Origin of the sequence: Pedobacter frigoris, assembly GCF_032678645.1 — a bacterium.
Classification (GTDB): Bacteria; Bacteroidota; Bacteroidia; order Sphingobacteriales; family Sphingobacteriaceae; genus Pedobacter; species Pedobacter frigoris_A.
Genome location: NZ_JAVTSP010000002.1, coordinates 324,118 through 337,324, shown reverse-complemented (window position 1 = coordinate 337,324; position 13,207 = coordinate 324,118). Strand labels below are relative to the sequence as shown.

General features: G+C 40.5%; 10 protein-coding genes. 3 read left to right on the top strand and 7 right to left on the bottom strand.

The genetic code is table 11. The annotated features are described in order from the left end of the window. Positions 1-4 precede the first annotated feature (4 nt). From trpC to R2Q78_RS07845, 5 genes are all read right to left on the bottom strand, one after another. A complete protein-coding gene (gene trpC / locus R2Q78_RS07865) occupies positions 5-796 on the bottom strand; it encodes an indole-3-glycerol phosphate synthase TrpC (RefSeq protein ID WP_316790550.1) in 792 nt (263 codons plus the stop codon). A gap of 1 nt (position 797) precedes the next feature. Beyond that, positions 798-1,370, bottom strand: coding sequence for an aminodeoxychorismate/anthranilate synthase component II (locus R2Q78_RS07860; RefSeq protein WP_316791568.1), 573 nt, complete (start codon positions 1,368-1,370; stop codon positions 798-800). Positions 1,371-1,389: 19 nt separating this feature from the next. Continuing rightward, positions 1,390-2,790, bottom strand: coding sequence for an anthranilate synthase component I family protein (locus tag R2Q78_RS07855; RefSeq protein WP_316790547.1), 1,401 nt, complete (start codon positions 2,788-2,790; stop codon positions 1,390-1,392). Positions 2,791-3,211: 421 nt separating this feature from the next. Then, positions 3,212-3,637, bottom strand: a complete 426-nt coding sequence (locus R2Q78_RS07850) for a cytochrome B (protein ID WP_316790545.1) — start codon at positions 3,635-3,637, stop codon at positions 3,212-3,214. 84 nt (positions 3,638-3,721) lie between these two features. Beyond that, positions 3,722-4,129: a Dabb family protein gene (locus R2Q78_RS07845; protein WP_316790542.1), complete on the bottom strand. Its 408-nt coding sequence runs from the start codon at positions 4,127-4,129 to the stop codon at positions 3,722-3,724. An 82-nt stretch (positions 4,130-4,211) separates the two neighbouring features. Between R2Q78_RS07845 and R2Q78_RS07840 the strand changes: the two genes are divergently transcribed. Continuing rightward, a complete protein-coding gene (locus R2Q78_RS07840; protein WP_316790540.1) occupies positions 4,212-4,916 on the top strand; it encodes a hypothetical protein in 705 nt (234 codons plus the stop codon). A gap of 10 nt (positions 4,917-4,926) precedes the next feature. Here the strand turns inward: R2Q78_RS07840 and R2Q78_RS07835 are convergent, their stop codons facing one another. Then, on the bottom strand, positions 4,927-5,823 hold the full coding sequence (locus R2Q78_RS07835) for an NAD(P)/FAD-dependent oxidoreductase (protein WP_316790538.1): 897 nt from the start codon (positions 5,821-5,823) through the stop codon (positions 4,927-4,929). Between the two features lie 526 nt (positions 5,824-6,349). Between R2Q78_RS07835 and R2Q78_RS07830 the strand changes: the two genes are divergently transcribed. Both R2Q78_RS07830 and R2Q78_RS07825 read left to right on the top strand, forming a co-directional pair. Further along, positions 6,350-8,737: an ATP-binding protein gene (locus R2Q78_RS07830; protein WP_316790537.1), complete on the top strand. Its 2,388-nt coding sequence runs from the start codon at positions 6,350-6,352 to the stop codon at positions 8,735-8,737. Between the two features lie 39 nt (positions 8,738-8,776). Next, positions 8,777-10,366, top strand: a complete 1,590-nt coding sequence (locus R2Q78_RS07825; RefSeq protein ID WP_316790535.1) for a TPM domain-containing protein — start codon at positions 8,777-8,779, stop codon at positions 10,364-10,366. Here the strand turns inward: R2Q78_RS07825 and R2Q78_RS07820 are convergent, their stop codons facing one another. Continuing rightward, complete coding sequence (locus tag R2Q78_RS07820; protein ID WP_316790533.1) at positions 10,367-13,156, bottom strand: hypothetical protein; 2,790 nt, start codon at positions 13,154-13,156, stop codon at positions 10,367-10,369. Positions 13,157-13,207: the final 51 nt, after the last annotated feature.

Here is a 13,207-nt window from a genome sequence, read left to right as displayed (position 1 = left end):
AAAGTTATACCGACTTCAATTCACTGACAAAAGCGCTGATCGCCTGTCCGGGATCAGGAGTCTTCATAAAGTTTTCTCCAATGAGAAAGCCATTGAATCCAACCTGCTTCAATTGTTTAATCGTATCGGTATCGCTAATTGCACTTTCAGATATCTTCATAAATTCCGAAGGGATTTGGTCCACAAGATCAAAAGAGGTCTGGATATTGACTGTAAAATCAGCAAGATTGCGGTTATTTACGCCGATAGCATCCAGGTCATTACAAATGCTTCGTTCCAATTCTTCCTGGTTATGAACCTCTAAAAGCACATTCAGCCCTAAGCTCTTTGATACCGCAGCCAATTGCTTAATCTCTGCAGGTGTCAATATGGCGGCAATCAGCAAAATAATGTCTGCCCCCAGTGCCTTAGCTTCAAGAATCTGATATTCATCAATCATAAAATCCTTTCTCAGCACCGGGATTTGATTGGCAGCACGGGCCTCGAGCAAATCTCGCGTATGTCCGCCGAAAAAGTCCGTATCAGTTAGCACTGATAAGGCCGAAGCCCCTGCAGCTGCATATGCTGTAGTCACATCTCTCACTGATACCTGATCATTAATGATTCCCTTCGACGGGGAGCGCCTTTTAAACTCTGCAATGATTCCTGTCCGTTGTTCGTCCAGCAAAAATTCCTTAAAAGAATAAGGATTTCTGTTAAAATGTAACCCGGTTTCCAGCTCTTTTACAGAAACAGCCTGCTTAGCCAAAGCGACCTCTTCTTTTTTGCGAAGTACAATTCTATCTAAAATATTCATATTAATGCTCCAGCCAGTTTTTCATCATTTGTTTTCCATAATCGGTCAGTACACTCTCCGGATGGAACTGAACGCCACGGACATTTAACTCATTATGTCTCAGCGCCATAATTTCCTCTGCATTATCTGTTGCGGTAACAGTAAAGCAAGCCGGCAAACCTTCATGATCTACCACCCAGGAATGGTAACGGCCCACATTAATGACCTCCGGACAATCTTTAAACAAAAGCTCTTCTTTATCCAGCACATTTATAGGTGTGGCAATACCGTGCATTGGCCTTCCCAGGTTCAGCAATTTACCGCCGAATGCCTCCGCTATGGCCTGTTGCCCCAGGCATACACCAAATATACTTTTGGTTGCAGCATAGGTTTTTATAACATCGAGCAATAAGCCAGCTTCTTCAGGTATTCCAGGACCCGGCGAAAGTAAAATCTGATCAAACTGATCCACGTCGGCCAGTTCAAACTTATCATTACGCCACACTTCAACATCTCTGCCCAATTCATTTACCAGATGTACCAGGTTATAGGTAAACGAATCGTAATTGTCTATAACCAAAACTTTCTTTTCCATCTTCTTTTCGTTATTCATGTTAAATCTGTGTAGCCATTTCAATTGCCCTGCGCAATGCCGCAATTTTATTATTTACCTCGTTCATTTCATTTTCCGGAACAGAATCGGCCACAATACCCGCTCCTGCCCTATAATGCAAAGCATTATTCTTACTCATAAAAGTACGGATCATGATACAGTGGTTAAATTCATCGTTAAAGCCCATGTAACCGAGTGCCCCCGCATAAAAATTTCTGCCAAGGCCTTCATTCTCGTCGATCAGCTGCATTGCCCGGTACTTAGGTGCCCCGCTTAAAGTTCCGGCCGGATAAGTATCCGCTACAATTTTAAATGCAGAAACACCTTCCTGAAGCTTTCCACTCACTTTAGAAACCAGGTGAATCAGGTGTGAATAATACTGAACTTCTTTGAACGACTTTACCTGAACCTGGTTGCAATGTCTGCTCAGGTCATTACGTGCCAGGTCTACCAGCATAACATGCTCTGCGCTTTCTTTAGGATCCTGCTCGAGTTTACGGGCCTGTTCTGCATCTTCCTCATCATTTCCAGTCCGCTTAAATGTCCCGGCGATTGGAAAAATACTGGCCTCTTTGTTTTTTATGGTAATCTGAGCCTCAGGAGAAGAGCCAAAAAGCTTAAAGCTTCCGTAATCAAAATAAAACAGGTAAGGAGATGGGTTGATAGACCTTAAACAACGGTATACATTGAATTCATCTCCCAGAAAAGTTTGTTTATAGGCTCTTGAAGGAACGATTTGAAAAACATCTCCCCTTAAGATGTGCTTTTTAAGCTTAACCACCATGTCCATGAACTCTTCATTCGTGAGGTTAGATTCTTCTTCACCCGTCGAGCTAAAGCTATATTCCGGAAAGTTTTTATTCTGAATGATGTACTCTAATTTTTCCAGATCCTCCGTTTCATCGCCATTAAAGGTGTTCTTGAACAGCGCAACCTCATTTCTAAAGTGATCTATCGCAATGATATACCTGTAGATATGGTATTGCATCAAAGGGATCTCTTCATCTTTAGGAGCCGTTGATGAGAACACAATATCTTCAAAATGCTGAACGGCATTCCAGGTAAAATAGCCAAACAATCCATTTGAAATGTAGCGTTTATCCTCAACCTCGGTTGGTTGAAAGGATGCCTTAAATGCTTCTATCTCATCAGTAAGCACAAAATCTGTTTTCTGTTCCTTCTTTCCATCAGGATAATAAGTTGAGAGTACCCCATTTTGCAAAGTAATTCCTGCAATAGGTTCTGCGCATACATAACTCACTGAATTTTCCCTGCTATGGTAATCAGAACTTTCCAGCAAAATTGTATTTGGAAACACGTCTCTCAACCGCAAATAAATACTTACCGGAGTTGTGGTATCCGCAAGTCTCTTTTTGTAAGTTGTATTAATTATATATTTCATCAGTATATATATTTATTGCTCGTCCTGAATTTATTTCAGGATCCGCATTTGTATCTTTCTATTCCGAAATCCTGACCTCAAAGAAGCTGCGAAGCAAACCGAGCTCTTCAGCGAGCTCACCGAAGGTAATTTATTTCAGGATCCCATACGTTCATGTTGCCCTCCCTATTCCGGAATCCTGAAATAAATCCAGGATGACGTGAAGTTAGGGCCAAAAAAAACCTTAAACAACAAAAAGCCCAACGTGTGGTCTACGTCGGGCTTTAATGTGGTTTGGTTTAGGTTGATAAACTATAAGGTACACAAGACTGCGACTAGACTCTTTTCAGAAGTGCTACGCCATTGCCAAGTATGTATATTGTTAATCATATGTCACAAAAATATAAATAAATCTTACAAAGCAAAATTAATTTTGTGAATTTTATGAAATGCCAAAGAATGACCTTGAAGGATCAGCCATTACCATTCGAATAATTGCCGCCACAATCACCAGCAGGGCTAAACCAAAATACAGGGCAATCGTTTTATGTTTACTTACGTCATCGGCTCCTCTTTTGGATTTTGCATTACCTATCGTTACCAATATTGCAGCCAGAATCATCATACTGATGTGCTCCATTTTCCAGTATCCCAGACCCTTCACTACCGGACTGACGAAATACAATACCAGGCCCATCAATACCTGAATGTGTGTAAAGATCAAAGTAAACAGGTTGATCTTTCTATTACCCTCAGTATATGGTTTTTTACCAAGCCAACCGGAAATTGCCTGAATTAGCGCGATTACCAATAAAATTAAAACCAGGTAGCGCCAACCTGAATGCGCACTTTTTAAAATCTGATACATAAGAGTTTTTCTTTCAAACTTAACTATTTACTTTCTCTTTAGTAAAAAAGGAAAATGGTAAATGATTTTTAGAATCATTATAAACTAAACTTCCATGGCATCATAAACCACGACTTTGCTCCAGAGATGGCTACAATTCTTTACAAATTCCAGATGTAAAGGATGTGTCTGATAAGTTGCCTGTCCGTCGAGGTCACTGAAAAAAATAAGTTCAGAAACGCTCCAGCTCATGTCTATGACATCCCGTTTTTCCGTTTCCGCGACAACACCTACATGCAGTCCATGAACCGTTTCAATTTTTTTTAATGTTTTGATCCCGGCAATTAATTTGTCCCTGTCTTCTTTTGAATCAGGATTCTTAAGCCAGAAAAACACATGATGTGCAAGCGGATATTTCTTTTCCATATGAATTGAGGGCATCGCCGCGGCAACTGTTGTAACACCCAAAGCCGCAGCAGTTCCTATAAACTTTCTTCTATTTGATTTGTTCATAATCTACCGATAAGACAATAAAGATATTGCTTTTTTATATCTTTAATCTATCTGACTAGGATATCCATTTAAACTATTGATTATGAAATTTGTAAAACAAATCATCCTGACCGTTCTCACCTTAATTTCAACCATCTTAACTTTAAATGCGCAATCTATCTCAGGCGCCTGGCATTTATCTGAAGGGGATAAATCTCATCACCTGTTTTTTCAGGACGGGTTCTATTTCCATACTGTACATGAAGGCAACAAGTTTCTGATGAGTGAAGGAGGAAAATATAGTATCAACGATAAAACCCTGAAAGCTGAATCCTTATTCAATAGTAACGACTCAACCAAGATTGGCACTACGCTCAGCATACCTTTCTCTATTTCTTCAGACCAGCTATCTCTGCAGGTAGAAGAAGGAAATGCAGAATTTGAACGCGTCGATAATGGGACAGCACCATTAGCCGGCGTATGGCGAATAACAGGGCGGATGCAAGATGGAAAAATAACTCCGATACATCAAACAGGAACACGTCAGACTTATAAACTGCTAACCGGAACAAAATTTCAGTGGGTAGCTATTGATCCGGCTAAAAAGCAATTTTCAGGTACAGGCGGTGGTACTTACACTTTTAAAGATGGCAAGTACACTGAAAATATTGAGTTTTTCTCCAGAGACAATACACGTGTAGGTGCATCATTGAGCTTCGACGGCAAACTTGAAAATGGAGACTGGCACCATAGCGGACTCAGCAGCAAGGGCGACAAAATCTATGAAATCTGGAGCAGGATCAAATAGAGAATATTCACTATTGACCCTCTGCCACCAATTCATGATTTATCATTGCCCCGGCCTTATTGCCAGTATAAACCGCAGCTGCAACTGAGCGCATCAAGGTCGTACTGTCTCCAGCTGCGTAAATTCCGGGAATACTACTTTTTTGAAATTCATCTACCTCAACATGTCCAGTCCCGGCAATCTTGCAGCCCAAATCCTTTAGAATACTGCAATGCTGTTCGAAGGGAGGTCTTGCATAGAGTGCATCGAGCCGGGTTCCTGAACCATCTTTAAACACAATATTTTCTAATATGCCATTCTGGTGATCAAATCTATCTATTTCACGTTCTTCTACCTGAATATTCATTTCTGACAACTTCTTCAGTTGATCTATTTCCAGAGTAGCGGGGCCGTTGGTAAAAACACTCAGCCTGTCTGTCCAGTTTCTAATCATACGAGCCACTTCAAATACCCCTGCTCCATTCATTAAAACACCGGTATCCTGTCCTTTGTATTCATAACCGTGACAATAAGGACAGTGGATTACTGAGATGCCCCAGCACGCTGCAAAACCTTTTATATCGGGGATCAAGTCTTTCAAACCTGTTGCAAATAATATTTTTTTGCTAAAAAACACCTGCCCATCTTCCAGTACAACCTGAAAATTGAGGTCTTCTCCATTCAGGGCCACAGCCTTCCCGGTTACAAACCGCACAGTAGGATATTTCATCACCTGCTCTTTGCCCAATGCTGCAATTTCCGCCGGTTTACTTCCATCCCGGGTTAAAAAATTATGAGAATAAGGCGTCTGTGCATTGCAGGGCTTTCCATTCTCAATAATCACCACATTCCTAATAGCTCTGCCCAGTGACATGGCAGCAGAAAGACCTGCATAACTTCCTCCTATAATAATAACATCGTTTTTCATCTGTATTTCAATTGTGATAAAGCTACCAGATTTTATTCATCCCAAGTATGATTTGAAAAAACATAATGGCCCCATAAGTAAATGCAATCAAGTTGCGAATATAAACAGAAACATATAAATGCAACTAAGATGCAGAATTACTTACAAAGGAATGACCGACTTATCCGGAGCGCCGTTTATTTAATGGGACAATTTCGAAAAACATGGAGACTGCGTATGGCCAACTAGTCGACTGATAGGGGACTGTTACGTAACTGATAGGGGATTTCTTCGGAAAACAGGTACCCTTTTGCGAAGCTGCCCCGAAGCTGGCCCCTATCAGTCCCGAAGCAAGTAGTTTGTAGCTTCATTTAAGTCCCCTGTAATTCAAGATCATTAACAGTCCACTTAAATTAAGTTTTTTCACATTTAAGCAAGCAACATCTAGTCTCGGTAATATTAACTTCTCAAAATTCCATTATCTTAGCACTAAAAATTAAACATTATTAACCAAACAGCTGTTGTTTACCAGGCACTTGACTATTTTATGATGAGCATCAAAAGGTACTTATATAGTGTACTGTTGCTGCTTTGTTGCTTTATACAGTATGGATTTGCAGACAAAAATCATCCCCCTATTGCAAAAAAAGGGGTTATAGATCTTCGTGGGCAATCATTTACCAGCAATATAGCGCTTAACGGACAGTGGGAATTCTATTGGAACCAGCTGATTAATCCAATGGACACAACAATAGGAAATGCCGAACTGGTTGATTTTCCTTTCCGCTGGACAGAGTCTAAAATAAAAGGAAAAACCTATCCTTCTTATGGCTATGCCACATACAAACTCCAGATCTTACTTAGCAAGGATGCTCCCCCACTTCGCCTGGAAATGCCTGATGTTTACTGTGCATATGTGTTGTACATCAACGGAAAAATGGCCCTTTCAGATGGGAAAGTGACAACCACAGCAGAGGGATTTGTACCCCATTGGGAAATTAAATTTTTAAACCTAGATCCCGGAAAGGACACTTTAAACTTCGTGCTTCAGGTCGCGAACTTTGTCCACAGCAAAGCCGGAGTAAAAAAACCATTGATTATTGGTGAAAAAACTAAAATCGGACTGGAAAGACGACGTACTGAAGCCATTGACCTTTTGCTTACAGGTTGTTTATTTATGGGCGGGCTCTTCTTCCTTGGTCTTTATCTATTGGGAAACAGGGATAAGGCAACATTATTATTTGCATTATATTCTATAGTCTATAGTTACAGGATCATGGGTGTAGACAATTACGTCCTTCACACTATCATTCCAAACACCAGCTGGTACATTACCGCGAGGCTTGAATACCTAAGCCTTTTTGGGGGCATTGGTCTTTTCGGCCTGTACACACGCTATCTCTACCCGGAGGATGTGCACCATAAAATGGTAACGACACTAAGCCTTATATGTTTTACATTCGGTTTAACCTCCCTTATCCTTCCGCCTTTATATTTTACACAGCTAGTCAACCCTTTTTTAATTGTTACAATATTTTGCATTATATATGTGCCTTATGTTTACATAAAAGCTTATAAAAAAAACAGACCGGGGGCGGTTTATGCATTGGCAAGTACAATTGCACTTATGTTTATTTTTACCGTTACATTACTTCATTATTGGTCCATCATTCCTCAACTGCAACTGCTAAGTTTTGCCTGTTACGTAAGCTTCTTCTTTCTGCAGTCTCTGGTACTCTCCCACCGCGTATCATTTGCATTAAAAAAAGCCAGACATGAAGCCGAACTTGGACTCATCGCAAAAAGCGAATTTTTGAGTACCATGAGCCATGAAATCAGAACTCCTTTAAATGCAGTGATCGGGATGAGCCATCTATTGTTAAAAAACAATCCCAGGGAAGATCAGCGAAAAGAACTTGATGTGATGCTCTTTTCAGCAAACAATCTTTTAGCTATTGTAAATGACATCCTCGATTACAACAAGATTGAGGCTGGCAAGATAACTTTTGAGCACATAGAAATGGACATCGCTTCCATTGCGAGAAATATTGTCAGCGGACTTCACAGTGCCGCGCATGATAAGAACATTGATTTAAATCTAAAAATTGACTCTTCACTCAAAAACAAGCTTTTGGGCGACCCTACCCGCATTTCACAGATCATCACCAACCTGGTACATAATGCAATAAAATTTACTAAGGAAGGATATGTAGAAGTGAACATTAGCGTCAAAGACCAAACTGAAAACAAAATCACTCTGAAGATCCAGGTTAAAGACACCGGGATCGGGATCTCCATAGAAAAACAAAAATTGATCTTTGAAAGGTTTACACAGGCTGATTCTTCCACATCAAGAGGTTTTGGAGGTACCGGCCTTGGCCTGGCTATTTGTAAAAAACTTTTAGAGCTGCAACACTCCTCACTTCACTTAAATAGTAAGGAGGGCGAGGGCTCTACCTTCTATTTCATCCAGACGTTTGAAAAGAGCATCAAAACTACCGAACAACAAATTAAAGACAATAAAACCCCTAATGAAGCAGATAAGCCGTTTGCAGGGGTTAACATTTTGCTTGTCGAGGACAATGAAATGAATGTTCTGGTTGCGCAAAACTTCCTGAAACGCTGGGGAGCCCATGTAGATATCGCCATCAATGGGCTTGAGGCATTAAATATGCTGGATGTAGAAAAGCATAATCTTGTATTGATGGATTTGCACATGCCGGTAATGGATGGATATGAGGCCTCGTCAAAAATGCGGGAAAATGGGGTGACCCTGCCTATTATTGCATTAACAGCCAATTTGCCGAATGAGATAGAGGAGCAGGTAAAACAATCTGGTATTGATAACATAGTGGTAAAACCTTTCCTGCCTGATGAACTGTATAGAAAAGTACTACACTACCTGAATCTTCCGGCACATAGTATTAAAAAATAGATTGTATTTTGACTCACAAGTGGTAACTTGTAGCTATCTATGAAAAAGTCACCGCTTCTCCTGCTTTCTTTGTTTGCTCTTTTTTTTATAACCTGCAAACAATCTCCTACCAGAGACCAGCTGCTGGTAAATATACCGGATCCAAAATCACTCAATGAAAGCTACGTTAGCAACCCTGACAAAGTCTTAACCGAAGAAACAGTATCGGAACTGAATGCCAAACTGAGTCCCCTGGACCAATCCGGGCTTGCACATATTGACGTGGTCTTTGTAAAAAGCATCGGAGATCTGGTACCAAAAGAGATCGCCCATGAACTTTTCAACACCTGGAAAATAGGCAGCAAGGAAACAAACAACGGCCTCCTGATTTTGATTGTCGAAGACCAGAAGAGGATAGAATTTGAAACCGGCTATGGGCTTGAAGGCGTATTGCCGGATGTAACTTGTTACAAGATCCAGCAAGAACATATGATTCCCTATGCCAGGCAAAATGATTACAACAATGCTGTAAAACACGGAGTTGATGCAGTGATTGCACATTTGAAAGGAGGAACGGACCAAACATTCGCAACATCAGATCCAAATGCGACAATGCCGGCTGCCGATTCTGTACCTGCGATAGTATATGATTCTGCCGCAGTAGCTGACTCGGCCGTTGCTCCAAATGTAATAGACCTTCCGTCAGCGCATTATAATCCTGAAACGATTCAGGGACTAGCGTCTATGGAAAAAAGCAGAAGCTACCCTGTGGTCAACTGGCTATCTCTTATAATTATTGCTATTTATTTTGCCTTTGTTGTGGCTACAGGAAGAAGCATTACTAAAAACACGCTTTTAAGAATATCGGCGATTTTTTTATTGTTTACAGCGCCAGTTGGTTTAACTGCGTATTTTAATCTGAAATATCCGAATTTATGGTACAATCTCTGGTGGCTGCTGGCGCTTTATCTATTTTTACTGATTTACATCCACCTTCAATTTTTCATACTTAAGCGGTATCTTTCAAATACCCTGAAAGATAAAACCCGGCATGAACAATATCTGGATTGGCGAAATGCTTTTTCCCCTTTACAGTGGACGACCAGATTTTTTCCCTATCCTTTTTTAAAATTGTTATGGCGAAACCATGAAGCCCGGTTGGAGGAATTGAGATATACGGGAATCGATTGTGATCACTGTCACACTCCAATGGTACTACTGGACGAGGACAAGGACAATAAAAGCCTCTCAACCGGCCAGGCTAAAGAAGAAGAGATCAGCTCCATAGACTACGATGTATGGATTTGCAAGACCTGTGATCAGCAATTGATATTGAACTACCCGGATTTAAAATCTAAAGCGACAGAATGCCCAAAATGTCATTTCATTACTGTTGCTTTTTCAAGAAACAAAACCATATCAAGGGCAACAACGTCGCGGGAAGGCCTTGGGCGCACCTACTACATTTGCGCAAATTGCAGGCATGAAGAATATAAAGAATATGTAATTCCACAGATCTCTACACCGAGCAGCAGTTCGTCGTCTTCATCTTCATCCAGCAGCAGTAGTAGTAGTTCGTCTTCAAGCTCCAGTTCATCCAGTAGTAGCGGAGGTTCTTCAGGAGGTGGCGGTGCAGGCAGCAGCTGGTAGTTATTTAACCTGTATAGCTTGTTTTTTTATAATGATCTTGTTCGTTTTGAATCCTAAAGAGCCTTGTAAATCAGCCCCTTCAATTACGAAGGTATAATTACCGGGGTTATCGGCTGCAAAGAATTTGATCGTAGCATTGCCGTCTTTATTAGTAACTATATCGGGATCCCAATGCACAGTAGCACGGATATCAGACATATCGGCAATACTTTCAGGCAGGTATCTCGGTGCATAAAACTTTCTGGGAATAGTAAACGGAATTGGCTTGTATACATAATTTCCAATAGCCTTTTTTAAGAGAGGACCATTCCCTGCCCTGGTGGTCACTTCAATAAACACGAAATCCCATGGCCTTTCTGACATCGGATTTAAAAATCTTGAGCCATAACTCATGATATTTTTCCCTTTGATCATGACCTCTATGCCTTTAATTTCATCTGCATCATAATACTCAAACAATTCCTTTAAATATTCACCATAAGCTGTGCCTTCGGCTAAAAAGAATTTGGTATCCATTCCATCCATGATGAGGTATACTGCCTCGCCGTTGACTTTATATACAGGCTTTCCAGAACGGTTTATTGTTTCATGAAAGCCCTTTAGCTTTTTAGTTAAGAGATCTCCTAATGTTACTTTACCTGCTTTCGATATATCTTGCTCATCTATAATCAAATCGGCTCCTCCGGGCCCATTCAGATTTTTTGAACCCTTCACCAGTTTCTTTGCTATGATTTTAACTTCTTTAAGCATATTCTTACCAGTAACGGTACGGTAGGTTTTTTGTAAAGAAAGCTGCTGATTCAGGACGGCATAGTTCAACGTATCTATATTAACAAACCAGGGTTTAGTCCTGCTGGCGACCGAAGGAAACACCGGGGGTTTGAATTCATACATATCAATCCCAACATTGAATTTCTTGCCATTTTTATTTCTTGCGCTGATGAAGAATGCCGCAGTATCAACAGGAAAAAGCCCTTTGAACTCAAAGTCTCCTTTATCATTCGTCAATGTATCCATGATAAGTAAAGGCTTTTTAGATAGCAGTGTGATTCCTGATTTAGCCACCGGCTTATTGAAGGCATTTGTCACCTTCCCTTTTACAAGAAATTCCTGTTCCGACGCATAGATCATCGGCTTTATCGGCTTCAAAGTTTCTTGCCAGTCATACCCCACCCAGCCTTGAGTAAGCAGCAGGTATTCCATATTTCTCCACTTTTCTTCATTTATCACCCCGTTATAATAATAGCCAGGATCTTCAACATGTCCTTTCAGCACTGAGGATAAAAACATCCGGCTTAGGATATTGTCATTAGCGATACTGTCTTTTTTAACCTGCGCGTCATCAGTTACAGCGATCGAAAAACTTCCCGAGACAGGGTTGCCATTCTTGTCCGTCGCTTTAATTTTTAGCGAGATACTGTCCCTCTGTACATATGCTGATTTATCGGTTTGAACACTAATATTCAGGTTGCCATTCACATGGTTGTAAATCATCCGTTCAGCCAACGGCTTTATATTTTGATCTGTAAGCACGAAACGTACAATTCCACCAGGAAAAATAGTCTTGTTCAACCGGGTCTTTATTTGTCCCTTTTTAAAATTGATTGTCGCAGCCCAGCAAACCATACTTCCGGATAATCCCATGATATAATATTCCTTCCCTCCGACTTTCAGGTCTTCAGATGGAGTTAAAGTGAGTTCACAGGAATCGCGGTCAAAAAAATTGTCGACACTCAATGCGATACCACTTGGCACGACCACCGGAAAGGAATAAGTTTTATAGCTGCCATCCGCAAATTCAAGTTTTGCAGAATATGCTTCACCTGCCTGAGGATTCAAATTGAAAGCTCCCATCCCTTTATGTGAAGAAGCAAAAACCCCTACTTCTTCCTGCTTACTGTTGTATATCTTGCCCCGGACATTTACACCATATCCATCTTCATTTAAAGCTTTGAAAGCAATTTTTGAAGATTGACTGGCAACCAGAACTCCGCCTTCCGGCATAAACTGCAGGTCTATATATTCCGGCCTGTTAAGCGTCAGGGGAACCTTTACACTTCTTAGCCCCTGGCTCTTGCGCAAATCCTGGATGGTCAATGCCAATTCTTTCGGTGGAATTTTATCGGGTATATCAAAACTAAGGTCAAGATTCCCTTCCAACGAAGTTTCTGTTTTACTTTTGAACCAGGTTTTCTTTCCATTGGTAATACTTACCTGCATTTCTCTCAAACCCACGGGAGCTTTATCAAACTCATTTATCCTTAAGTTCAACTGAACATTGTCTTTCCCTGATTCTTGTTTAACTTTAGCATGATATCTTATCAGCCATTCTGTATCCGGTCCATTGCTTACATACAGTTCTTTTTTAAACTGATAGTTCTCTCCAAAATTCAACATCCAGCTGGTGTATCCCCTCAAAGTATAATTGCCCCTGGGAAGATCTTCGTTTAATACGAGAGACCCATAGGATATCCCATTGAAAACCGGAACCATAATACGTTGTAAATAATCCGTGCTATCACTTCTGATCTCTATATATAATAACCCGCTTCTATCTGAATAATTTAAAAGTGATGCCTTAAGCAGGTAGGCCTTAAACCACAAAGTATCTCCAGCGGCATAATTAGATTTGTCTGTATGGATATAGAGTTTTTCGATTGACAAACTATCATTTCTCGAATTTATCGCTTCTGTAATTTTTTGAATACCTTTCGAGGTAGAAATGCCTTGTGCAAAAGCAAAACCTACTGTAAATACGCCAAAAAACAGAACTAAGACTATCTTTTTCATAAAGTAAGAGCTGAGGCTGATCCCCTGTTGAGTTACGGATTAAATATATCA